The sequence below is a fragment of the Streptomyces sp. NPDC127092 genome, assembly GCF_042722475.1.
Taxonomy (GTDB): Bacteria; Actinomycetota; Actinomycetes; order Streptomycetales; family Streptomycetaceae; genus Streptomyces.
Genome location: NZ_JBHXFE010000052.1, coordinates 18,599 through 40,016 on the forward strand (window position 1 = coordinate 18,599; position 21,418 = coordinate 40,016).

Annotated in this window: 20 protein-coding genes; 8 read left to right on the plus strand and 12 right to left on the minus strand. The window is 73.3% G+C overall.

The genetic code is table 11. From position 1 onward, the window contains the following. Positions 1-27 precede the first annotated feature (27 nt). Genes ACFWJO_RS32070 through ACFWJO_RS32080 form a run of 3 tightly spaced genes read right to left on the minus strand, consistent with a single transcriptional unit; the run spans position 28 to position 3,119 of the window. Positions 28-1,206: a cytochrome P450 gene (locus ACFWJO_RS32070; protein WP_386870851.1), complete on the minus strand. Its 1,179-nt coding sequence runs from the start codon at positions 1,204-1,206 to the stop codon at positions 28-30. Between the two features lie 9 nt (positions 1,207-1,215). Further along, on the minus strand, positions 1,216-1,908 hold the full coding sequence (locus ACFWJO_RS32075; RefSeq protein ID WP_386870853.1) for a response regulator: 693 nt from the start codon (positions 1,906-1,908) through the stop codon (positions 1,216-1,218). Next, positions 1,905-3,119, minus strand: a complete 1,215-nt coding sequence (locus ACFWJO_RS32080) for a sensor histidine kinase (protein WP_386870855.1) — start codon at positions 3,117-3,119, stop codon at positions 1,905-1,907. Before ACFWJO_RS32080 ends, ACFWJO_RS32075 begins: the two co-directional genes overlap by 4 nt. Before the next feature lie 157 nt (positions 3,120-3,276). Here ACFWJO_RS32080 and ACFWJO_RS32085 point away from each other — a divergent pair, with 157 nt between their 5' ends. Continuing rightward, positions 3,277-3,495: a hypothetical protein gene (locus ACFWJO_RS32085; protein WP_385694606.1), complete on the plus strand. Its 219-nt coding sequence runs from the start codon at positions 3,277-3,279 to the stop codon at positions 3,493-3,495. A gap of 7 nt (positions 3,496-3,502) precedes the next feature. On the opposite strand, the gene ACFWJO_RS32090 is transcribed toward ACFWJO_RS32085, so the two are convergent. Both ACFWJO_RS32090 and ACFWJO_RS32095 read right to left on the minus strand, forming a co-directional pair. Beyond that, positions 3,503-4,438, minus strand: a complete 936-nt coding sequence (locus ACFWJO_RS32090) for a DMT family transporter (protein ID WP_386870857.1) — start codon at positions 4,436-4,438, stop codon at positions 3,503-3,505. Positions 4,439-4,548: 110 nt separating this feature from the next. After that, positions 4,549-5,163, minus strand: a complete 615-nt coding sequence (locus tag ACFWJO_RS32095; protein ID WP_386870859.1) for a dihydrofolate reductase family protein — start codon at positions 5,161-5,163, stop codon at positions 4,549-4,551. Positions 5,164-5,328: 165 nt separating this feature from the next. On the opposite strand from ACFWJO_RS32095, the gene ACFWJO_RS32100 reads away from it, so the two are divergent. After that, positions 5,329-6,069 (plus strand): SDR family oxidoreductase, encoded by a 741-nt coding sequence (locus ACFWJO_RS32100; protein WP_386870861.1) that lies wholly within the window; start codon positions 5,329-5,331, stop codon positions 6,067-6,069. A 93-nt stretch (positions 6,070-6,162) separates the two neighbouring features. Here the strand turns inward: ACFWJO_RS32100 and alc are convergent, their stop codons facing one another. Both alc and allB read right to left on the minus strand, forming a co-directional pair. Continuing rightward, on the minus strand, positions 6,163-7,299 hold the full coding sequence (gene alc, locus ACFWJO_RS32105) for an allantoicase (RefSeq protein ID WP_386870863.1): 1,137 nt from the start codon (positions 7,297-7,299) through the stop codon (positions 6,163-6,165). A 2-nt stretch (positions 7,300-7,301) separates the two neighbouring features. Next, complete coding sequence (gene allB, locus ACFWJO_RS32110) at positions 7,302-8,645, minus strand: allantoinase AllB (RefSeq protein WP_386870916.1); 1,344 nt, start codon at positions 8,643-8,645, stop codon at positions 7,302-7,304. Between the two features lie 332 nt (positions 8,646-8,977). Here allB and ACFWJO_RS32115 point away from each other — a divergent pair, with 332 nt between their 5' ends. Continuing rightward, a complete protein-coding gene (locus ACFWJO_RS32115; protein ID WP_384422376.1) occupies positions 8,978-9,784 on the plus strand; it encodes an IclR family transcriptional regulator in 807 nt (268 codons plus the stop codon). Positions 9,785-9,844: 60 nt separating this feature from the next. Here the strand turns inward: ACFWJO_RS32115 and ACFWJO_RS32120 are convergent, their stop codons facing one another. Together ACFWJO_RS32120 and ACFWJO_RS32125 are read right to left on the minus strand one after the other, a co-directional pair. Continuing rightward, the gene (locus ACFWJO_RS32120; protein ID WP_386870865.1) at positions 9,845-10,528 is read right to left on the minus strand and encodes an ABC transporter ATP-binding protein; all 684 of its coding nucleotides are present in this window, start codon (positions 10,526-10,528) and stop codon (positions 9,845-9,847) included. After that, complete coding sequence (locus ACFWJO_RS32125) at positions 10,525-11,601, minus strand: ABC transporter permease (RefSeq protein WP_386870867.1); 1,077 nt, start codon at positions 11,599-11,601, stop codon at positions 10,525-10,527. The genes ACFWJO_RS32120 and ACFWJO_RS32125 overlap by 4 nt, the downstream gene beginning before the upstream one ends. A 124-nt stretch (positions 11,602-11,725) precedes the next feature. On the opposite strand from ACFWJO_RS32125, the gene ACFWJO_RS32130 reads away from it, so the two are divergent. Beyond that, positions 11,726-12,883 carry a sensor histidine kinase gene (locus ACFWJO_RS32130; RefSeq protein ID WP_386870869.1) on the plus strand — a complete coding sequence of 386 codons (1,158 nt, stop codon included), beginning with the start codon at positions 11,726-11,728 and terminating at the stop codon, positions 12,881-12,883. A 2-nt stretch (positions 12,884-12,885) separates the two neighbouring features. Next, positions 12,886-13,512 carry a response regulator gene (locus ACFWJO_RS32135; protein ID WP_386870871.1) on the plus strand — a complete coding sequence of 209 codons (627 nt, stop codon included), beginning with the start codon at positions 12,886-12,888 and terminating at the stop codon, positions 13,510-13,512. 21 nt (positions 13,513-13,533) lie between these two features. On the opposite strand, the gene ACFWJO_RS32140 is transcribed toward ACFWJO_RS32135, so the two are convergent. Further along, on the minus strand, positions 13,534-13,857 hold the full coding sequence (locus ACFWJO_RS32140) for a DUF5955 family protein (RefSeq protein WP_386870873.1): 324 nt from the start codon (positions 13,855-13,857) through the stop codon (positions 13,534-13,536). Positions 13,858-14,060: 203 nt separating this feature from the next. Beyond that, positions 14,061-15,260, minus strand: coding sequence for an RNA-guided endonuclease InsQ/TnpB family protein (locus ACFWJO_RS32145; protein ID WP_386870875.1), 1,200 nt, complete (start codon positions 15,258-15,260; stop codon positions 14,061-14,063). Positions 15,261-15,411: 151 nt separating this feature from the next. On the opposite strand from ACFWJO_RS32145, the gene ACFWJO_RS32150 reads away from it, so the two are divergent. The 3 genes from ACFWJO_RS32150 (at position 15,412) to ACFWJO_RS32160 (ending at position 19,289) form a co-directional block, all read left to right on the plus strand. Continuing rightward, a complete protein-coding gene (locus tag ACFWJO_RS32150; protein WP_386870877.1) occupies positions 15,412-16,023 on the plus strand; it encodes an NTP transferase domain-containing protein in 612 nt (203 codons plus the stop codon). Positions 16,024-16,251: 228 nt separating this feature from the next. After that, positions 16,252-17,874, plus strand: coding sequence for a malate synthase A (gene aceB, locus ACFWJO_RS32155; protein ID WP_386870879.1), 1,623 nt, complete (start codon positions 16,252-16,254; stop codon positions 17,872-17,874). Positions 17,875-18,137: 263 nt separating this feature from the next. Continuing rightward, positions 18,138-19,289, plus strand: coding sequence for a GDSL-type esterase/lipase family protein (locus ACFWJO_RS32160; RefSeq protein ID WP_386870881.1), 1,152 nt, complete (start codon positions 18,138-18,140; stop codon positions 19,287-19,289). Here the strand turns inward: ACFWJO_RS32160 and ACFWJO_RS32165 are convergent. Beyond that, positions 19,276-21,390, minus strand: a complete 2,115-nt coding sequence (locus ACFWJO_RS32165) for a hypothetical protein (RefSeq protein ID WP_386870883.1) — start codon at positions 21,388-21,390, stop codon at positions 19,276-19,278. The genes ACFWJO_RS32160 and ACFWJO_RS32165 overlap by 14 nt on opposite strands. Positions 21,391-21,418: the final 28 nt, after the last annotated feature.

A 21,418-nucleotide genomic window follows, 5' to 3' on the forward strand; every position in this document is an offset into this window, starting at 1 on the left:
CACGGGGCGGCGGTCACCGGACGGCCGTCACCAGACGACGGGGAGCCGCCGGGTGCCGCGGATGAGCATGCCCGGGAGCCATTCGTACGGTCCGGCCTCGGGGTCGAGTTCCAGCCGGGGGAAGCGTTCGAGCAGGGACCGGATCGCGATCTTGCCTTCCAGGCGGGCGAGCGGGGCGCCCAGGCAGTAGTGGATGCCGTGGCCGAAGGCGAGGTGGCCGCGCGGGTCGCGGCGGATGTCGAAGCGGTCGGGCTCCGGGAAGCGGCCCGGGTCGCGCGCGCCGGAGGCGATGCCGACCACGACGACGGCGCCGGCGGGGATGACGGCCCCGCCGACAGGGACCGGCTCGGCGGCGAACCTGAGCGTCGCCGTCTCCACCGGACCGTCGTAGCGCAGGCCCTCCTCGACGGCACCGTCGAGGAGGTCGAAGTCGGCTCGCAGGGCAGCCAGTTGCTCCGGATGGGTGAGCAGGGCGCGGACGGTGTTGGCGATGAGGTTGACGGTGGTCTCGTGGCCCGCGATGAGCAGCAGGTAGGCCAGGGCCCGGAGTTCGGGCAGCGAGAGCCGGTCGCCGTCCTCGGCGCGGGTCCGGATGAGCGCGGACAGCAGGTCGTCGGCGGGGCCCGCGGCCCGCTTGTCCTCGATGAGTTCGTCGAGGTAGCCGCCGAAGCCCTCGACGGCCTCCCGGTCGGTCATGGCCCCGGTGGGGGCGACGAGTTCGTTGGACCAGGCCCGGAAGGAGTCCCGGTCGGCGGCGGGGACGCCGAGCAGTTCGCAGATGACGGTGATCGGCAGCGGGAAGGCGAAGGAGTCGACGAGGTCGGCGCGACCGGCCGGGGCCATGGCGTCCAGGAGTTCGTCGGTGAGCTGCTGGATCCGCGGGCGCAGCGCCTCGACGCGGCGTCCGGTGAACTCGCCGGCGACGAGCTTGCGCAGCCGGGTGTGGTCGGGCGGGTCGACGATGAGCAGGTTCGGGCCGACGACCTCCTCCTCGGGCAGCGGTATGCCCATGGACGAGAAGGACTTGGAGAACCGCTGGTCGGCGAGGGCGGCGCGGGCCTCCTCGTAACCGACGATCAGCCAGGCGGGCATGCCGTCCGGAGTGATGACCTCGTGGACCGGACCGGCCTCGCGGAGCTTCGCGTAGTACGGGTACGGGTTCGCGGTGAAGTCCGCGCCGTATTCCCCCAGATCGATGACGGACATCGGCCCAGCCTATGCCCCGTTCTCGCCGTCGGGGAGGTCGAGGAGTCCGGCGTCGTGGACGAGGAGGGCGATCTGGACACGGTTGTTGAGGTCGAGCTTGGCCAGAATCCGCGAGACGTGGGTCTTGACGGTGGGGACGCTCATGTAGAGGGCGGCGGCGATCTCGGCGTTGGAGCGGCCCTGGCCGACGGCGACGGCGACCTCGCGCTCGCGCCCGGCGAGCGGCGCGAGGCGTTCGAGGGCGGTGGCGCGGCGGGGCGCCCGCCGCGAGGTGTCGTCGCGCCCGGCGACGTGGCTCATCAGCTGGCGGGTCACGGCGGGCGAGAGCACGGGATCGCCGGCGGCGACCCGGCGGACGGCGGCGACGATCTCGGCGGGCGGGGTGTCCTTGAGGACGAAGCCGGCGGCGCCGGCCCGCAGGGCGCGCAGCACCTGCTCGTCGGCGTGGAAGGTGGTGAGCACGACGACCTCGGGCGCGCCGGGCCGGGAGCGGAGCTCCTCGGTGGCGGTGAGGCCGTCGACCGCGGGCATGCGGATGTCCATGAGGACGACGTCGGGGGCGAGCCGGTCGACGAGGGCGGGGACCTCGGCGCCGTCGGTTCCCTCGCCGACGATCGTGATGTCGTCGGCTCCGCCGAGCATGAGGGAGAGGCCCGCGCGGACCAGGGGGTCGTCGTCGACGATCAGCAGCCGGATGGTCATGCGGGCCACGGTAGCCAGGCGTGGAGGGCGAAGCCGCCGTCGGGGGCCGGTCCGTGCCGGAGCCGGCCGCCGGCGAGGGTGGCGCGCTCGGCGAGGCCGATGAGGCCCTGCCCGGAGCCGGGCACGTGCGGGACGGGTCCGACGGGCGCGGGATTGCGGACGTCGACGGTGAGGCCGTCGCCGGGGCGGCCGCGCACGGTGAGGGTGACCTCGGCGCCGGGGGCGTGCTTGCGGGCGTTGGTCAGGGCTTCCTGGGCGATCCGGTAGACGGTGCGGCCGGTGGCGGCGGGCACCGTGTCGGGGTCGGTGACGGTGGAGTCGAGGACGACCTTCATGCCGGCCTCGCGGACCTCGGCGACCAGGGTGTCGAGGGTGGCGAGGGTGGGCTGCGGCCGGTCCTCGGCCCCCTCGCCGGGGGACCGCAGCACGCCGATGATCTCCCGCAGGTCCTGGAGTGCCTCGTGGGCGCTGTCCCGGATGACTCCGGCGGCCCGGGCGATCTGCTCGGGCGGGGCGTCGGGCCGGAACTCCAGGGCGCCGGCGTGCACGCTGAGCAGGGTCAGCCGGTGCGCGAGGACGTCGTGCATCTCGCGGGCGATGGCCTCGCGGGCCGCCCGCTGCGCCTGCTGGGCGCGCAGCTCGGCCTCGGCCTCGGCGCGCAGGGCCCGGTCGCGCAGCGCCTCGACGAGCCGGCGGCGGGAGCGTACGAGCATGCCCCAGGCGGTGACGAGGAGGATGAGCACGGCGCCGAGGCCGATGCCGAGGGGGACGCCGGTGTCGGGGTCGGGGCGGACGAAGACCTGGACGGTGGAGCCGGCGATGGCGAGCAGGACGATCCAGGCGACCTGCCGGAAGGGGCGGCGCACGGCGACGCTGAAGAGGCTCGCGAGGAGGGCGCCTCCGGCGGTGGGCGCGACGACGCTGACGACGGACAGGGTGACGGCGAGCCCGACGGGCCATCGGCGGCGCAGCCAGAGCGCGACGCAGGCGAGGCCGCCGGCGATCTGGTCGGCGAGGGCGACGGCCTCGCCGTTGTAGCGGGCGCTGGTCTCGGCGGCGAGCAGCCCGACGAACGCGGCGAGCAGGAACAGGGTGGTGTCCACCACCCAGTCCCGCGCGGTCCGCCGTGGCCGCCGCCCCTCCGCCCCGTCGAGGGCGCCGGTCCGGGCGGCCTCGACCAGGTGGGAGGGCAGCAGCCAGGTGCGCGTCATACCGGAAATGTACGCAGGTGAGGGCCCCGCCCGCGGCATGAGGACGGCCGCCCGATACCAAAGTCGCGAAGCCCGCGACTTCGGTCGTACGGGTCCCCCGCGGTCCGATACCGGCGGCCGACGCGGCGCCGCCCGCCCGGGGACCAGGCTCGGAGGCATGAAGAGACTTCTTGAGGTGACGGGCTTCCTGCTGACGGTCTTCGGCGTCTTCGGCGTGATCCGCGAACTGACCGGCGGCTGGTTCCGCCTGATGGGCGTGACCCGCTTCCTGACCGAGAACGTCTGGTTCCTGGAGCACCACGCCCTGTTCGCGAACATCGTGATCGCGGCCCTGGGCTTCGCCCTGATGGTGATGTCGGACCGGGTGAAGGGCTGAGCGACGCCTAGCGCGCGTCCTGGGCGGCGTGGTCGGCGGCCCTGCGGCCCCATGCCGTGCCCGCGAGGACGAGCGCGGCGCCCGCGAGGCCCACGAGGCCCGGGCGGTCGCCGGCCAGGGCGATGCCCGCGGCGGCGGCCCACAGGGGCTCGGTGCCGAGCAGGAGGCTGACCCGGGACGGGGAGGTGCGGCGTACCGCCCACATCTGCACGAAGAAGGCGAAGAGCGTGCAGAGGACGGAGAGGAAGAGCAGGCCCGCCCACTCGCCGGGACCGAAGTCCGCTGCCGCCGCCCACGGCGGGGCTCCGGTGCCGGGGAGGGCGGCCAGGACGGCGAAGACGGCGACGGCGGAGCCCAGTTGGACGGTGGTGAGCGACAGGGAGTCCGCGCTCCGGACGGCCTTGATGCGTGCCATCGCGAGCACGTGGACGGTACGGGCGAGGGCCGCGAGCAGCATCAGCAGGTCGCCGAGGGAGGGCGCGGTGAACCCGCCGCCCTGGGTCAGCAGGACCACGCCCGCCACCGACAGGCCGGCGGCGGCGAGGAAGGCGCGGGGCGGCCTGGTCCGGTTGACGGCCGCCTCCGCGAGCGGCGTGAAGATCATGGTGAGGCTGATGATGAGGCCCGCGTTGGTGGCGGAGGTGTGGACGACGCCGTACGTCTCCAGGAGGAAGATCCCGGCGAGGATCAGGCCGAGGACGGCCGCCCCGCGCCACTGGGCGGAGTCCAGCGCCCGCAGTCTGCGCCATCCGGCGGCGACCAGGACGGGCAGCACCACGGCGAAGCGCAGGACCAGGACGGCGAGCACGGTGTTCGCGGTGGTGATGCCCTTCGCCGCGAGGTAGCTGGCGCCCCAGACGACCGCGACGAGCAGGACGGGCAGATCGGTGAGCCAGGCGCGGCGCGGGGCGCCGAGGGGCACGGGTACGGCGGCGGTGGTCATCGGCGAGCGGTCTCCGACTCGTGGGGCGGGGTGGAGACTTCGGCGGCTCTCACACGGGGGAGATCACCGTATCCGCCGGGGAGGGTGGTGGCTACACCTTTCCCGGATCCCTACTCGCCGATGGTGCCGAACGTGGGCCGGCCCGCCAGTTCGTACGTCTGGATGGTGACGCCGGTGCTCGTGAAGCGGGACTCGGCGAGCCGGAAGGCGCTGGGCGTGGCGCCCTCGGCGAAGAGGCGACGGCCCTTGCCGAGCACGACCGGGAAGACGAGCAGGTGCAGTCGGTCGATCAGGTCGTGCTCCAGGAGGGTGCGTGCCAGGCCGCCGCTGCCGTGCATCTGGACCTCGCCGTCGAGCCGCTGCTTGAGCGCCGCGACCGCGTCGGCGGCGTCGCCGCGCAGGACGGTGGTGGTGGGCCAGTCGGCGCGGTCGAGGGTGGTGGAGACGACGTACTTGGGCAGGGCGTTCAGCCTGCCCGCGATCGGGTCGTCCGGGTCGGTCTGCTTCGGCCAGTAGCTCGCGAAGATGTCGTACGTGCGGCGGCCCAGGAGGAAGGCGGTGGGCCGCTCGAAGACCTCGTTGACGAAGCGGCCGAAGTCCTCGTCGACGTACGGGAAGACCCAGCCGCCGAGGTCGAAGCCGCCGGTGGTGTCCTCCTCGGGGCCGCCGGGGGCCTGGTAGACGCCGTCGAGGGTGAGGAACTGGGTGAGGCTCAGGGTGGCCATGAGGGGTGCCCTTTCTCTTCCGGACCATGCTGTCCCACTCCTTCCGACCCCGCCGCTCGACGGAACTCATCGGTGCGGGTCGGCGTCCGATTCCCGCCGGTGCCGGCGCCGCCGACCGTGTTTGATTGAACACGCAACGACAACCGACGCAAGGGGAGTTACGGGATGTCCACCATGAGCGGCAAGGCGGTTCTGGTCACCGGCGGCAGCCGGGGCGTGGGCGCGGCGACGGCCGTCCGCCTCGCCCAGGAGGGCGCGGACGTGGCCTTCACCTACGTCCGGGGAGAGGAGCGGGCCCGCGAGGTCGCGGCCCGGATCGGGGCGGCCGGCGGCAAGGCGCTCGCGCTGCGGGCGGACGCCGGGGACGCGGGCGACGCGGCCGGTGCCGTGGACTGGGCGGCCGACGCCCTCGGCCGGCTGGACGTGCTGGTCAACAACGTCGGCGTCGGCGTCATCGCTCCGCTGGAGTCCCTCTCCCTCGCCGACGTGGACCGGGTGCTCGCGGTGAACGTCCGCTCGGCCTTCCTCGCCTCCCAGGCGGCGGCCGCGCGCATGGACGCGGGCGGCCGGATCATCACCATCGGCACCTGCATGACCCAGCGGGTGCCGGGTCCGGGCGGCACGCTGTACGCGACCAGCAAGGCCGCGCTGATCGGCCTGACGAAGGCGCTGGCCCGCGAGCTCGGCGGCCGGGGCATCACGGCGAACATCGTCCACCCGGGGCCGACGGACACCGACATGAACCCGGCCGACGGCCCGTACGCGGAGGGCCAGGCGCAGATGACGGCACTCGGCCGCTACGGGACCGCCGAGGAGGTCGCGGCGATGGTCGCGTTCCTGGCGGGGCCGGGCGCGGCGTACGTGACGGGCGCCGAGTTCTCGGTGGACGGCGGCCACGCCGCATGAGCACGAGGGCGCACCGGTGCTGTCATGCCGGTGCGCCCTCGCGGGCCGAGCGGGGTGTCGTACCCGCTCAGTTCGGGGTGGAGCGGGGCTGCGTCAGCCGCCGAGCTCCTGGTGGCGGGCGGTCAGCCGGGCCGCGCCCGCCTCGGTGAGCGAGCCGAAGAGACGGAGGCGGGAGATGCCGCCGTCGGGGTAGATGTCGATCCGGACCCGGGAGCCGACCGCCGGCGTGTCGAGCACGAAGCGGTGGTTGGTGTCGGGCTGGAGCCGGGTGCGGGGCAGGATCTCGGTCCAGTCCTCGGAGCCCTCGGCGGCCACGGACAGCGCGGCCCAGCCTGCGCTGTTGCCCTTGAGGTACGCGGTGTCGATCTCGACGGCGCGGATCTCGGACTCGGCGGCGAGGCTGTAGCGGATCCAGTCGTTGCCCTTGTCGCGGCGGCGGCGGGTCTCCCAGCCGTCGTCCATCTTGCGCGAGCGGCCGGGCTGGATGGTGTTGGTGGCCGGGGAGTAGAAGCGGTCGGAGGCGTCCTCGACCCGGCCGCCGTTCTCCAGGGCCGCGAGGTCGAAGGTGCCGAGCACGCCGAGCCACCGCGGGTCCGGGGCGACCTCGCCGTACACCCGGAGGCGGGCGATGCCGCCGTCGGGGTGCTGGTTGACCCGGAGGTGGGTGAAGCGCTGTTCGACGTCGACGGCGAAGCCGTTGGCGGCGTGGCCGCCGATGGCGGTGCGCGGGACGAGGGTCGTCCACTTCACGTCGTCGGCGAGCAGCTGCTCGGGCGAGGGCGAGCCGGCGACCGAGGTGGCCTCGACGGAGACGGCCTGCGGGTAGTTGCCGCGGAAGTGGGCGGTGTCCACGACGATGCCGCGGATGACGCCGGGCGCGCCGAGGCGTACCAGGGCCCAGTCGTGGTCGTCCTCGGTGGGGTGCGGCTGCTCGGCGGAGACGCCGCGGCGGCGGCGGGTCTCCCAGCCGTCCATGATCTTGCCCTTGTGGCCGAAGTGCTCGGGGTCGAACTCGGCGGCCTCGGGCTTGAGCAGGTTCTCGCGCTCGGCGAAGAACTCGTCGTTGGCGGCGATCACGCCCGCGCCCAGGCGGCGGTCGGCGAGGTCGGCGTACTGCGTGAAGGGGAAGTCGGCCGTGCGGTAGTCGGCGTACGGGTCGCCGCCTCCGTAGGGGCTGGCGTCGCCGGTGAAGGAGGCCAGAGAAGAATCAGAAGAATACAGCCCGGTCACGGTCAGTTGTTCCTTTCGAGAAGGCGGCCGGAGGGCTCGGCCAGGGTGCCGCGGTCGTTGATGCGTTCGCCGCGCAGCCAGGTGGAGGTGACGACGCCGTAGAGGGTCTTGCCCGCGTAGGCGGTGATCCGGTTGCGGTGCTGGAGCTCCGCCGGGTCGACGGTGAAGGTGGCGTCCGGGTCGAGCACGGCGAAGTCGGCGTCGCGGCCGGCCTCGATGGCGCCCTTGCGGGACAGGCCGGCGAGCTCGGCCGGGGCCTGCGACATCCAGCGGGCGACGTCCGTCAGGTCGTGGCCGCGGCGGCGGGCCTCGGTCCAGATGGCGGGCAGGCCGAGCTGGAGGGAGGAGATGCCGCCCCAGGCGGAGGCGAAGTCGCCGGTCTTGAGGTCGACGGTGGACGGCGAGTGGTCGGAGACGATGCAGTCGATGGTGCCGTCGGCGAGGCCCTGCCAGAGCAGGTCCTGGTTGGCCGCCTCGCGGATGGGCGGGCAGCACTTGAACTCGGTGGCGCCGTCGGGGACCTCCTCGGCCGTGAGGGTGAGGAAGTGCGGGCAGGACTCGACGGTGATCTTCACGCCCTCGGCCTTGGCGGCGGCGATCAGCGGCAGCGCGTCGGAGGACGACAGGTGCAGGACGTGGACGCGGGCGCTCAGCCGGCGGGCCTGGTTGATCAGGTTCTCGATGGCCGTGTTCTCGGCGACGCGGGGCCGGGACGCGAGGAAGGCCGCGTATTCGACGGCCTTTCCACCGCCCATCTGCGGGGCGGCGTCGAGCTCGTGCGGGTCCTCGGCGTGGACGATCATCAGCCCGTCGAAGCCGGCGATCTCGGCGAGGGAGGCGGCCAGCTGCTCCTGGTCGAGCTGCGGGAACTCGTCGACGCCGGAGGGCGAGAGGAAGCACTTGAAGCCGAAGACGCCCGCGTCGTGCAGGGGTCGCAGGTCCTTGACGTTGTCCGGGAGCGCGCCGCCCCAGAAGCCCGTGTCGATGTGGGCCTTCGGGCGGGCCACGTCCTGCTTGATCCGCAGGTGCTCGACCGTGGTGGTGGGCGGCAGCGAGTTGAGCGGCATGTCGAGCAGGGTGGTGATGCCGCCGGCGGCCGCGGCGCGGGTGGCCGTCCAGAAGCCCTCCCACTCGGTGCGGCCGGGGTCGTTGACGTGGACGTGGGTGTCGACGAGGCCGGGCAGGACGACGTGGTCGCCGACGTCCTCCAGCCGGGCGCCGGCCGGCACCTCGGCGTCGTAGGGCAGCACGGCGGCGATCGTCCCGCCGGCGACGGCGATCGACGCCGCACGCGTCCCCTCGGGAGTGATGACACGCGTCGAACGCAGGACCAGGTTGACGTCCACCCGTACCCCTTCTTCCTCGACTGCTTCCACGAAGCAGAAATTCAACGAACTGTTGAAGGAGTGTGCGTCCGAGACGACGGGTCGTCAAGGGCACACTTCCAGCATGAGACGCGGACGAACCGCGCTTGGACGTTTCCATGAAGTGGAATGAGAATTTCGTACAGTAGAACGTAGCTCCGTACATGCGGGGTGGACCAGGAGCCCTCCGGGCAGTCGCCGACAACGGACAAACACCCCCTGACCGGCCCGGACGCCCACACCTGGGCCGTGTGCCCGGCGCGACGGCCCGGTAGGCTGCTGACTTGCCCGCCTGCCCCGAAAGGACCGTTGCCGTGCCGACGTCCAGCGCCAGCACCACCGACGCCGCCAAACCCGCCGCGAGCGGGGGCGTCCAGTCCCTCGAGCGTGCCTTCGACCTCCTCGAGCGGATGGCCGACGCCGGTGGCGAGGTCGGGCTCAGCGAGCTCTCCGCCAGCAGCGGCCTGCCGCTGCCCACCATCCACCGCCTGATGCGCACCCTGGTCGCCTGCGGCTACGTACGCCAGCAGCCCAACCGGCGCTACGCCCTCGGCCCCCGCCTGATCCGCCTCGGCGAGTCCGCCTCCCGGCTGCTCGGCACCTGGGCCCGCCCGTACCTCGCGCGGCTCGTCGAGGAGACCGGCGAGACCGCGAACATGGCGCTGCTCGACGGCGACGAGATCGTGTACGTCGCCCAGGTGCCGTCCAAGCACTCCATGCGCATGTTCACCGAGGTCGGCCGCCGGGTGCTGCCGCACTCCACCGGCGTCGGCAAGGCGCTCCTCGCCCACACCCCGGCCGACGAGGTCCGCGCGCTGCTCGCCCGTACCGGCATGCCGGCCGCGACCGAGAAGACGATCACCACGCCCGAGGGCTTCCTGGACGCGCTGGCGGCCGTCCGCGAGACGGGTTACGCGGTCGACGACAACGAGCAGGAGATAGGCGTCCGCTGCCTCGCGGTGCCGGTGCCGAACTCTCCCACCGCGGCCGCCATCTCCATCTCGGGCCCGGCGGGCCGGGTGACGGAGGCGGCGACCGAGAAGATCGTCCCGATCCTCCACCAGGTCGCCGAGGAGCTCTCGACGGCGCTCGCGAACACGGCGGGCAACGGCCAGGGCTGAGAACCGCGCACCCACGCGAAGGCGCCCGGAACCGTGTGGTTCCGGGCGCCTTCGCGTACGTCAGACCGCCACCGCCTCCTCGGTGAGCCGCCCGTCCCGCACCGCCACCACCCGGTCCGCCCTCCCCAGGTGCGTCCGGTCGTGCGTGACGAGGACCGTCGCCGTCCCGCGCTCCGCCGTCAGCCCCGCGAGGAGCTCCATGACCGCCGCGCCGCGCTCGTGGTCCAGGGCGCTGGTCGGCTCGTCCACCAGGAGCACGGAGGGCTCGTTCATGAGCGCCCGGGCGATGTTGACGCGCTGGCGCTGGCCGCCGGAGAGCTGGTGCGGGCGGCGGTGGGCCTGCTCGGCCAGGCCCACCGCAGCCAGCAGCCCGGCGGCCCGCTCGCGCGCGGCGCGGCTCGGCCGGCCGGACAGGTGGGCCATCACCTGGAGCTGTTCGAGCGCGGTGAGCGAGGGCAGGAGGTTGGGCTGCTGGAAGACGATGCCGATCCGCTCGCGCCGCAGCGCGGCCTTCTGCGCCGGGCTCAGCGGCCCGGTGTCGGTACCGGCCACCTCCACGCGTCCGCTGTCCGGCGTGACCAGGGTCGCGGCCACCGCCAGCAGGCTGGACTTGCCGGAGCCCGAGGGCCCGACGACCGCGGCGAGCGATCCCGCGGGCACCTCCAGGGAGACGGAGTCGAGAGCGGTGAGCCGGCCGTCGCCGTCCGGGTAGGTCAGGGTCACGTCTTCGAGCAGCAGGCTCATCGGGCACTCCCGAGGGCGGTCAGGGGATCGACGGCGGTGATCCGCCGGATGGACAGGGCCGCGCCGAGCACACCGAGCACGACGATCACGGCCGCCGGGCCGAGCACGGTCAGCGGCTGGAGCACGAAGGGCACGTCGCCGCCGCTGATCAGCGCGCCGATGCCGACGGCGAGCCCGGTGCCGAGGAGCGTGCCCGCGGTCAGCATCACCACGGCCTGGCCGAGGGCGTCCTTCAGCAGGTACGGCGTCGAGGCGCCCAGCGCCTTGAGGACCGCCACGTCGGCGCTGCGCTGGATGGTCCAGACGGTGAAGAAGGCTCCTATGACGAGCGCGGAGATCACGAAGAGGAAGCCCCGCATCAGTTGCAGCGAGCCGTTCTCGGCCTGGTAGGACCCTATGGCGCCGAGCGCCTCGTCGATCGTCTTCGCCGAGGTCTTCAGGGCCGCGTCCCCGGCCGCCCAGTCGACGTCCGAACCGCTGAGCGCGATGACGGTGGCCTGCTCCTCGGGCGTGGTGCCGCCGTGCCCGAGCTTCTGCCAGTCGTCGAGCGAGGTCCACACGACGGGCGTGTGGCTGTACGAGGCGTCCCCGGCGACCGCGGCGACCGTGGCCTCCAGGGCGCCGAGGCGCACACGGTCCCCGGCGGTGGCGTCCAGCTCCTCGGCCGCCGACTCGGAGAGGATCACCCGGCCGGGGCCGACGGCACCGGGCGCGAGCCCGGATCCGGACTCGGTGCCGAAGGCGGAGACCGCGGCGGTGCGCCCGCCGGCCGCCGCGTCGAGGATACGGATGCCGAGCGGCTCGGCGCCGCGTACGCCGGGCCGGGCGGCCCAGTCCCGCCACTGCGACTCGGTGACGGTCGAGCTGGTGAAGGAAACCGACCGGCCGCCGGGCGGGGCGGCGAAGGCCAGCCGGTCGGCCGGCAGGCCGGTGACCGCCGAGACGTTCTCCCGCGCGAGCCCGGCGGTCAGCCCCGACAGCAGTCCGACGAGCAGGGTGATCAGGACGATCACCGTGCCCATCAAGGTGAATCGCCCCTTGGCGAATCCGAGGTCTCTCCATGCCACGAACATGGGGCCAAGCCTGCTGGGCGGGAGCCGCCGCGGGCATCGCGCCACGGATGGCTCCGTAATCAAACTTTCGGTTGAGTCCGGATCGCCCGGTCCGCCCGCGGCGCCCGCCTACCCTGGACTGGTCATGGATCCCCGCTCGCTCACCCCCGCCCTGCGCGCCCTTCGCCTGTGCCTCCATCTCCTGGTCGCGGGCCTGCTGGTGCTCGCCGCGCTCCGCTCGCACACGAGCTCGGGGGTCGCGGCCGCCGCGGTCACCGGCGCGGTGTACGCGGCCGGGTCGCTGCTGCCGGCGGTGCGGGCCTCGCAGCGGGCCGCCGCGGTCTGGCTCGGGCTGCTGTGCCTGAGCTGGCTGGTGCTGCTGTGGCTGACGCCCGAAGGGCTGTGGATCGCCTTCCCGCTGTACTTCCTCCAGCTGCACCTGCTGCCGGCGCGCTGCTCGCTGCCCGCGGTGGCGGTCACCGCGTGCGCCGCCATCCTGTCGTACGTGCGGCACGGCGCCGCCCTCAACCCGGGCGTCTTCATCGGGCCGCTGCTCGGCGCGGCGGTCGCCGTCGCGACCGTGCTCGGCTACCAGGCGCTGTACCGGGAGAGCGAGCGGCGGCGGCACATGGTCGAGGAGCTGATCGCCACGCGGGCCGAGCTGGCGGCGGCCGAGCGGCACGCGGGGACGCTCGCCGAACGGGAGCGGCTCGCCCGGGAGATCCACGACACCCTGGCCCAGGGACTCTCCTCGATCCAGCTGCTGCTGCGGGCCGCCGAGCGCGCGCTGCCGACGGGCTCGCCGGCCGCGGGCCACATCGACGAGGCCCGGCGGGCCGCCCAGGACAACCTCGCCGAGGCGCGCCGCTTCGTGCGGGCGCTCACCCCGCCCGACCTGGAGCACGGTTCGCTGGCCGGGGCCCTGGAGCGGCTGTGCGGGACGGCCGGTCCGGACGGGCCGCGGGTGCGCTGCTCGGTCAGCGGGACGCCGGTCGAGCTGCCCACCCCGTACGAGGTGGCGCTGCTGCGGATCGCCCAGTCGGCGCTCGCGAACACCGTCCGGCACGCCTCCGCCTCGCGGGCGGAGATCACGCTGTCGTTCATGGGCGGTTCGGTGACGCTGGACGTGGTGGACGACGGCAAGGGCTTCGACCCGCTCTCCGTGCTGCCGTCCTCGGAGGGCGGCTTCGGCCTCCCGGCGATGCGCTCGCGCGCGGAGTCGCTGGGCGGCACCTTCACCGTCGAGTCCGCGCCCGGCCAGGGCACCGCCGTGGCCGTTTCCCTCCCCCTGCCCGGAGCCTGAAGATGACCGTCCGACTGCTGCTCGCCGACGACCACCCGGTGGTACGGGCCGGGCTGCGCGCCGTCCTCGACACCGAGCCGGACTTCGCGGTGGTGGGCGAGGCGGCGACGGCGGAGAAGGCGGTCGAGCTGGCCGCCGCCGGTGGCGTGGACGTGGTCCTGATGGACCTCCAGTTCGGTGCCGGGATGCACGGCTCGGAGGCGACCGCGGCGATCACGGCCGTACCGGACGGGCCGCGGGTGCTCGTCCTGACCACGTACGACTCGGACGCGGACATCCTCGCGGCCGTGGAGGCCGGCGCCTCGGGCTATCTGCTGAAGGACGCCCCGCCGGAGGAGCTGGCGGCGGCGGTGCGGACCGCGGCGGCGGGCCAGTCGGCGCTCGCCCCGGCCGTGGCGCACCGGCTGATGGACCGGATGCGGACCCCGGCGGAGGCGCTGACCCGGCGGGAGCTGGAGGTGCTCCAGCTGGTCGGGGAGGGCCTGTCGAACCAGCAGATCAGCAAGGCGCTGTTCCTGAGCCAGGCGACGGTGAAGTCGCATCTGGTGCACATCTTCGCCAAGCTCGGCGTGGACTCCCGTACGGCGGCGGTGGCGGCGGCCACGGCACGACGACTGATCCGGCGCTGATCAGGCCCTGAGGCGGTGTCCTCAGGCGTCGCCGGGAGGCTGCGGCGGGCCGAAGAGTTCGACGGCGCGCCAGACCGCCGCGAGTCCCTCGGCGAGGGCGCTGACCGAACCGATCGCGCCCGCGATCAGGAGCAGCGAGCGGCGCAGCCGCCACACCTCCGGGGCTCCGCTGACGGCCATCGCGTCGAGCGCGGCGAGCTCGTCCTCGGCGATCGCGCGGTCGGCGAACTCCCGGCGGTGCCCGGCCAGTTCGCGCCGTAACCGGGACACGGCGGCGCGCAGCTCGGCCACCCTCGGGTCCACGCCGTCAGCGGTCACTCGCCTCTGCCCCACGCTTCGCAACATGGTCTTCCCCCCTTGCGCACGTCACTGTGCCGACCGTCGGGCGATGGTCGGGCGCCCTGGGCCGCGGGTCAGTTAACCCCTCCGCGCGCCCGGCGCGCCAGCGGGCGGACGCAAGTTCAGACATACGTGTGATCCGGGCGCCGCGACGACGATTGCGGTATGCAGTCCCCTTGGCTTCTCCTCCTCGTGAACGGGGAGGAATCTCACGGCTCGCGCTGTGAGGCTTTCTGCTTCGTCGCCGACTGCCCGCCCGGAGTTCTCCGTTGAGGTCTTACACCGGCTCCACAGACTGTCACCGCCAGCCCGGCGGCCAGAAGGTTGCGTGCCGCGTTCACGTCCCGGTCGTGGGTCGTGCCGCAGTCCTCGCACGTCCAGGTACGGACGTCAAGCGGCATCCTCTCTGAGACGATGCCGCAGTGGGAGCACAGCCTGGAGGAGGGGAAGAAGCGGTCGACCGCGACCACCTTCCGCCCGTACCACCGGGCTTTGTACTCCAGCAAGCTCCGGAACTCGGCCCATGCCGCGTCTGAGATGGCGCGGGCCAGGCTCCGGTTCTTGACCATGTTGCGCACGGTCAGGTCCTCGATCACGATCGTTTGGTTCTCACGAACGAGTCGAGTGGTCAGCTTGTGCAGGCCGTCACGCCTGCGGTCGGCGATCCGGGCGTGGATCTTCGCGACCTTCCTCCGGGCCTTGACCCGGTTGGCGCCGTCTCCCTTGGCCTTGCGCGCCAGACTGCGCTGGGCCCTGGCAAGGTGGGCACGGTCGCGGCGCTCGTGCCTCGGGTTGGCGATCTTCTCGCCGGTGGACAGAGTCAGCAGGTGGTCCAAGCCGACATCCACGCCAACCGCCTGGCCGGCCGCCGGGAGCGGCTGCACGGACACGTCCTCGCACAGCAGCGACACGAACCAGCGGCCCGCACTGTCCTGGGAGACGGTCACCGTGGACGGTGACGCCCCCTCGGGAAGCGGCCTGGACCACACGATGTCCAGCGGCTCCGTCATCTTCGCCAGGGTCAGACGGCCGTCACGGAAGCGGAAGCCGCTGGTGGTGTACTCGGCGGACTTCCGGGACCTCTTTCGTGACTTGAAACGCGGGTACTTCGCCCGCTTGCCGAAGAAGTTCGTGAACGCCGTCTGCAGGTGCCGGAGGCACTGCTGCAACGGCACCGACGACACGTCGTTGAGGAACGCCAGTTCCTCAGTCCTCTTCCACGCCGTCAGCAGGGCGGAGGTCCGGTTGTAATTGACTCGCTCCTGACGCGCCCACGCTTCGGTGCGGGCCGCCAGGGCGAGGTTGTAGACCTTGCGCACACAGCCGAACGTGCGCGACAGCTCGGCCGCCTGCGCATCGCTCGGATAGAAGCGGTACTTGAACGCCCGCTTCACACACGCCACAGTCATGCGCACAAACTAGGAAGACTGCGACTTACGATCAAACCTGCGGGTCAGGGCACTGCGATCCGCCCGGCGGCGAATCACAGCGCCTCGCCCTGCTCCACCGCAGTCCGTTTCCTCTCCGCCCTGAAGCGCGGAATGTCTACGGAGGAATCAGATGACTCGTGAGACAGAAGAGCCCCTCGTGGCGGGCCTGCTGCTGGCCGCCGGTGGGGGCCGGCGGCTCGGCGGGCGGCCCAAGGCGCTGCTTCCGCACCGCGGCCGGCCGCTCGTCGAGCACGCGGTGCGGGTGCTGCGCGAGGGCGGCTGTGAGGTGGTGCACGTGGTGCTCGGCGCGGCGGCCGACCGGGTGCGTGAGGCGGCCCGGCTGCCGGGGTGCGTCCTGGTGGACAACCCGGAGTGGGCCGAGGGCATGGGCTCCTCGTTGCGCGTCGGGCTCGCGTCCCTGAAGGCGGAGGCCCTGCCGGTGGACGCGGCCCTGGTGTCGCTTGTGGACCAGCCGGGGATCGGACCCGCGGCGGTGGCCCGGGTGCTCGCCGCGTACGGCTCGCGCGACGCGCTCGCGGCGGCGTCGTACGACGGGAAGCGGGGCCATCCGGTGCTGTTCGGGGCGGACCGCTGGGCGGCGATCGCGGGGGACGCGGTCGGGGACCAGGGGGCGCGGGACTACCTGAAGGCGCACCGGGATGCGATCACGCTCGTGGACTGTTCGGATGTGGCCGAGCCGTACGACATCGACACGGAGGCGGACCTGGTGCACCTGGAGTGAAGGGTGTGGCACCGAGCGCCACGTTGTGTCGACCCAAAGAATCTCGACATCAACAAACCATTGAACTTCCACCATGAGGAAACTAGTATCCACTGTTCAGAAGCGCCTGATCCCCCGTGACGGCGCTCCCGGCCGTATCCCGGCATGTGTGGCACTGCGTGCCGCATGACGACGCCCGGCGGCCGGAGTGGCACCGCCCGTGAAGTCCGCTGAAGGAAGTGACAGTTCATGTCCGCACCAGCGCCGTCCTCCCTGGTCGTCGTCGAAGCCGAGCCCCTGCCGCGCCAGGAGGAGGTGCTCACCGACGCGGCCCTCGCCTTCGTGGCCGAGCTGCACCGCCGGTTCACTCCGCGCCGGGACGAGCTGCTCGCCCGACGCGCCGAGCGCCGCGCCGAGATCGCCCGTACGTCGTCGCTGGGCTTCCTGCCCGAGACCGCGGCGATCCGCGCCGACGAGTCCTGGAAGGTCGCGCCCGCCCCGGCGGCGCTGAACGACCGGCGCGTGGAGATCACGGGTCCGACCGACCGGAAGATGACGATCAACGCGCTGAACTCGGGCGCGAAGGTCTGGCTCGCCGACTTCGAGGACGCCTCCGCGCCCACCTGGGAGAACGTGGTCCTCGGCCAGGTCAACCTGATCGACGCGTACACGCGGAACATCGACTTCACCGACCCGAGGTCCGGCAAGAGCTACGCCCTCAAGCCGGCCGCGGAGCTCGCCACGGTCGTCATGCGGCCGCGCGGCTGGCACCTGGAGGAGCGTCACCTGACCGTCGAGGGCCGCCCGGTGCCCGGCGCGCTCGTCGACTTCGGCCTCTACTTCTTCCACAACGCCCAGCGCCTGATCGACCTCGGCAAGGGCCCGTACTTCTACCTGCCGAAGACCGAGTCGCACCTGGAGGCCCGCCTCTGGAACGACATCTTCGTCTTCGCCCAGGACTACGTCGGCATCCCGCAGGGCACCGTCCGCGCCACGGTCCTCATCGAGACCATCACGGCCGCGTACGAGATGGAGGAGATCCTCTACGAACTCCGCGACCACGCCGCCGGGTTGAACGCGGGCCGCTGGGACTACCTGTTCTCCATCGTCAAGAACTTCCGTGACGGCGGCGCCAAGTTCGTCCTCCCGGACCGCAACGCGGTCACGATGACGGCCCCGTTCATGCGCGCGTACACCGAACTCCTCGTCCGCACCTGCCACAAGCGCGGCGCGCACGCGATCGGCGGCATGGCGGCCTTCATCCCGTCCCGCAAGGACGCCGAGGTCAACAAGGTCGCCTTCGAGAAGGTCAAGGCCGACAAGGACCGCGAGGCCGGCGACGGCTTCGACGGCTCCTGGGTCGCGCACCCCGACCTCGTCCCGATCGCCATGGCCTCCTTCGACGCGGTGCTCGGCGACAAGCCGAACCAGAAGGACCGGCTGCGCGAGGACGTGCACGTCGAGGGCCCGGAGCTCATCGACATCGCGTCCCTGGACGCCCACCCGACGTACGACGGTCTGCGCAACGCCGTCCAGGTCGGCATCCGCTACATCGAGGCCTGGCTGCGCGGTCTGGGCGCCGTCGCCATCTTCAACCTGATGGAGGACGCGGCCACCGCCGAGATCTCGCGCTCGCAGATCTGGCAGTGGATCAACGCGGAGGTCGTCTTCGAGAACGGCCGCAAGGCCACTCCCGAACTCGCCCGCGAGGTCGCCGCCGAGGAGCTGGCCGCGATCCGCGCCGAGATCGGCGACGAGGCCTTCGCGGCCGGGAAGTGGCAGCAGGCCCACGACCTCCTGCTGCACGTCTCGCTCGACGCCGACTACGCGGACTTCCTCACCCTCCCCGCGTACGACCAGCTGGTCGGCTGACCGCACAGCAGCCGTCCGGCCCGTCCGACCCGTAGACCGACCCCGCCCCCGGTGCTCGCACAGCACCGGGGGCGGGGTCTTTCGCATTGCGTACGGGACCGGTTCGCGCCGTTTTCGATCCATGGTGTTTCACAAGTCACGTGACGTAACCGAAACACGCAGCTACCTAGCGGTAACAAGCCGGGGCGTGCGAGATTCCGCCATGCCACCGGCCGGCGGCTGTCCCCCACTCACTGCGCACCGCTCACCGCAGGAGCACAGCCATGTCTTCGTCCCCGCACCGCCGCGCCCTGCGCGGACTGCTCGCCCTGTGCGTCGCCGCCGGACTCGTCTCCCTGGCCCCGGCCCCCGCCGCCGCCTCCCCCGGCTCCGGGCCCACCGCCGTCGTCTCCATGGGCGACAGCTACATCTCCGGCGAGGCCGGCCGCTGGATGGGCAACAGCCTGACCACCAGCGGCAGCCGCAACGGCACCGACCGCGCCTGGACCGGCAGCGCGTACGACCCGAGCCGGGTCTACGGCACGTCGGAGGCCAACGGCTGCCACCGCTCGGACTCGGCGGAGGTCAGGAGCGCGGGCGCCCTCGCGAGCGAGCTGATCAACCTCGCCTGCTCCGGCGCCACCACCCACAACGTGTTCCGCGCGGCCGCCGGCGGCGTCTCGTACAAGGGCGAGGCCCCGCAGGCCGACCAGCTCGCGGCCGTCGCCGCCACCCGCGACGTGAAGCTGATCGCGCTGTCCATCGGCGGCAACGACCTCGGTTTCGCCGACATCATCACGACCTGCGCGACGGACTACATCGTCTGGTACTCGTACTGCCACGACGACCAGCAGGCCGAGGTCGACGCCAAGATCGACGGGGTGATGGCGGACGTTGGCAAGGCCGTCGACGAGATCAGAGCCGTCATGACCGGCGCCGGGTACGCGAACTCCGACTACCGGATCGTGCTCCAGTCCTACCCCTCCCCCATCCCCCGGGCCGCCGAGAACCGCTACGGCGAGAGCGGCTGGAGCCGCACGAACACCGGCGGCTGCCCGTTCTGGAACCTGGACTCCGACTGGGCCCGCGACTCCCTCGTCCCGCAGATCGCCAACCGGCTCAAGGCGGTCGCCGCGGCCAAGGGCGCGCAGTTCCTGGACCTGCGCGACATGCTCCAGGGACGCGAGGTGTGCGCGAAGGCCAGCAAGCAGGTGTCGTCGACCGTGCCCGCCTCGGCGACGACGAGCGAATGGGCGCGCTGGATCGACCAGAACCAGACCCAGGGGCCGCTCCAGGAGAACATGCACCCGAACTACTACGGGCAGCAGGCGCAGGGCCGGTGCCTCGCGCTGATCCACGCCAGGACGACCGGCAACTACAGCTGCCGCAACACGGCGGGCACCGGGGCCTCCGGGATGTACCTCACGGCAGGCTGACGCCCAGGGGGCCGAGGACCCGCGCGGTCTCGTGCGGGTCTGCGGCCGCCATCGCGGCGACCAGCGCCGCCGAACCGCCGGGCCAGCGCGCCGCCGCCGCGTCGAAGGCGGCGCGCCGCGTCTCCAGCGGTCCCTTCTTGCCGGGCAGCCCGTCCAGGACCCGAAGGGCGCGGGCGGAGTCCGGCACCACGCCCGGTCCCACCCGGTCGCCGCGCGCGAGCAGCGCTTCCTCGGCGCGGGCGCCGGCCACCGGGTCCGACAGGGCGTCGCGCAACGCCTCGGCGGGCGCGGCGGACCAGTCGAGGAGGCCGAGCAGGGCACGGGTGGCGGCGGCTTCGGAGGTGCCGGCGTCGACCGTGCCGAGCGCGTCCAGCAGCTCGCCCCAGGCCCCGGCGCCCTCGCTCCGGGCGCGCAGCCAGTCGGCGAGGACCCGGCCCGCGACGGCCGGGGGCCAGCCCGCGGCGGCCTCCACCAGGCGGGCGGCGTCCCAGCCGGCCGTCTCCGCGGCGTCGGGCACGGCGACCCGGCGCACGGCGAGCAGGTAGCGGACCACGGCGCGGCCGCGCGGGGTGAGCCCGAAGGCGTCGCCGTGGCGGAAGACGAGGCCGGTCGCCGCCAGCCGGTCGACGACGGCGGCGAGTTCGTGCGCGGGCTTGTCGAGCCGGGCCCGGTCGGTGTCGTTGATCCCGGGCGAGCCGAGCAGCCGGGCGAGCTCGCCGGCGGTGGGTGTGGTGTACGCGGGCGAGGCGGGCGGCGGTACGCGGACGGGCGCGTCCTCCAGGGCCGGGTCGACGGTCCAGTCCTCGAACTCGGCGGCGCGGCGGGCGACGGACTCGGCGGAGCAGCCGCGCTGGTAGAGCGTGTAGAGCAGGTGGGCGGCCTCGCCGCCGTAGGGCCCGGCCCCGCCCCCACGGGGGCCGGCCCCGCCGCCGTCCGGCTCGGTGGCGGCGACTCGGGCGACTCGGGCGGATCCGGCGGATCCGGCGGATCCGGCGGCTCCGGCGGCCTTGCCCGTTGCCGCCCCTCCGGCCGTCCCGGCCACTCCGGCCCCTTCGGCCGTCCCGGCCCCTTCGACCGATCCGGCTCCTACGGCCGCTCTGGCTCCTCCGGCCACTCCGGCCGCTCCGGCCCCTCCGGCCGTCCCGGCTCCTCCGGCCGCTCCGGCTCCTCCGGCCCCTCCGGCCGTCCCGACCCTCTCGTACGGCTCCGCGGCGGTCGCGTACGGTTCCGCCTCGGCGAGTTCGTCGACGACGGCGGCCAGCAGGTCGGCGTCCCGCTCCACGTCGTCCCCGGCCGCCTCCGTCTCGGGCGGCGGCAGCGGTACGGACGGGTCGCCGTAGTAGTCGAGGTGCTCGTCGAGCAGGGCGTCGGCGAGGGCGAGATGGGGGAAGTCGTCCGGGCCGGGCGCGAGGTGCGCGTACTCGCCGGCGAGCCCTTCGGCGAGCCCGGCCGCGGTCCAGCGGTCGAGCAGGGCGGCGGCGACGGTCCCGATGCCCTGCGCCACGTCGTGGTCGCCGAGCAGCGGCCCGGCGGCCGGCGGCCGCTCGGCGTCCCGGACGTACGCCCTGGTCAGGACCTCGGCGAGGAGGAGGTCCGCGACGGCGGTGCGGCCCATGAGGTCGGCCCGCCGCACGCCGTCGGGGAGCGGCGGCCCGTCGAGGCCGGCGAGCCAGGCCCGTACGGCCTCGGGGTCTTCGTGATCGGTGCCGTCGGCGCGCAGCAGCTGGGCGTACCAGCGGGGCCAGGTCAGGTTCCCCGGGTCGGCCATGGCGCGCTCGAAGTCGGCGACGGCCTCGCCGACCGCCCCTTCCACCCGGCTGCGCCGCTCCCCGTCGAACCGCGCGGCGAGCGCGCGCAGCACCGCCGGGTAGGTCCCGAGCTCGTCGGGTGGGGCGCACACGAAGGCGGGCAGGTCTTCGAGGAGGAGCTCCTTGGCGAGCGCGGGCGTCGGCTCCGGCACCCCGGTCCCCCGGTCCGCACCGCGCAGCGCGAGCAGACTCAGCACGGCATCCGCGGCCCTGACGGCTCCTGGCGCCCGGAACTCGGGGCTCGCTTCCAGGAAGGCGTCAAGACCGGTGTTGGTGAGGGCGATCTCGGCCACGCTTCCCAGCGTAGTTCGGGGCGGGGCG

Excerpts from the sequence above, each read along its gene's own strand:
- ACFWJO_RS32090 (WP_386870857.1), bottom strand. The coding sequence starts at position 4,438 with ATGACCACCGCCGCCGTACCCGTGCCCCTCGGCGCCCCGCGCCGCGCC.
- ACFWJO_RS32070 (WP_386870851.1), bottom strand. The coding sequence starts at position 1,206 with ATGTCCGTCATCGATCTGGGGGAATACGGCGCGGACTTCACCGCGAAC.
- ACFWJO_RS32140 (WP_386870873.1), bottom strand. The coding sequence starts at position 13,857 with ATGTTGCGAAGCGTGGGGCAGAGGCGAGTGACCGCTGACGGCGTGGAC.
- ACFWJO_RS32125 (WP_386870867.1), bottom strand. The coding sequence starts at position 11,601 with ATGTTCGTGGCATGGAGAGACCTCGGATTCGCCAAGGGGCGATTCACC.
- ACFWJO_RS32100 (WP_386870861.1), top strand. The coding sequence starts at position 5,329 with ATGTCCACCATGAGCGGCAAGGCGGTTCTGGTCACCGGCGGCAGCCGG.
- ACFWJO_RS32150 (WP_386870877.1), top strand. The coding sequence starts at position 15,412 with ATGACTCGTGAGACAGAAGAGCCCCTCGTGGCGGGCCTGCTGCTGGCC.
- ACFWJO_RS32085 (WP_385694606.1), top strand. The coding sequence starts at position 3,277 with ATGAAGAGACTTCTTGAGGTGACGGGCTTCCTGCTGACGGTCTTCGGC.
- ACFWJO_RS32135 (WP_386870871.1), top strand. The coding sequence starts at position 12,886 with ATGACCGTCCGACTGCTGCTCGCCGACGACCACCCGGTGGTACGGGCC.
- ACFWJO_RS32095 (WP_386870859.1), bottom strand. The coding sequence starts at position 5,163 with ATGGCCACCCTGAGCCTCACCCAGTTCCTCACCCTCGACGGCGTCTAC.
- aceB (WP_386870879.1), top strand. The coding sequence starts at position 16,252 with ATGTCCGCACCAGCGCCGTCCTCCCTGGTCGTCGTCGAAGCCGAGCCC.
- ACFWJO_RS32120 (WP_386870865.1), bottom strand. The coding sequence starts at position 10,528 with ATGAGCCTGCTGCTCGAAGACGTGACCCTGACCTACCCGGACGGCGAC.
- ACFWJO_RS32080 (WP_386870855.1), bottom strand. The coding sequence starts at position 3,119 with ATGACGCGCACCTGGCTGCTGCCCTCCCACCTGGTCGAGGCCGCCCGG.
- ACFWJO_RS32130 (WP_386870869.1), top strand. The coding sequence starts at position 11,726 with ATGGATCCCCGCTCGCTCACCCCCGCCCTGCGCGCCCTTCGCCTGTGC.
- ACFWJO_RS32075 (WP_386870853.1), bottom strand. The coding sequence starts at position 1,908 with ATGACCATCCGGCTGCTGATCGTCGACGACGACCCCCTGGTCCGCGCG.
- ACFWJO_RS32160 (WP_386870881.1), top strand. The coding sequence starts at position 18,138 with ATGTCTTCGTCCCCGCACCGCCGCGCCCTGCGCGGACTGCTCGCCCTG.
- ACFWJO_RS32145 (WP_386870875.1), bottom strand. The coding sequence starts at position 15,260 with ATGACTGTGGCGTGTGTGAAGCGGGCGTTCAAGTACCGCTTCTATCCG.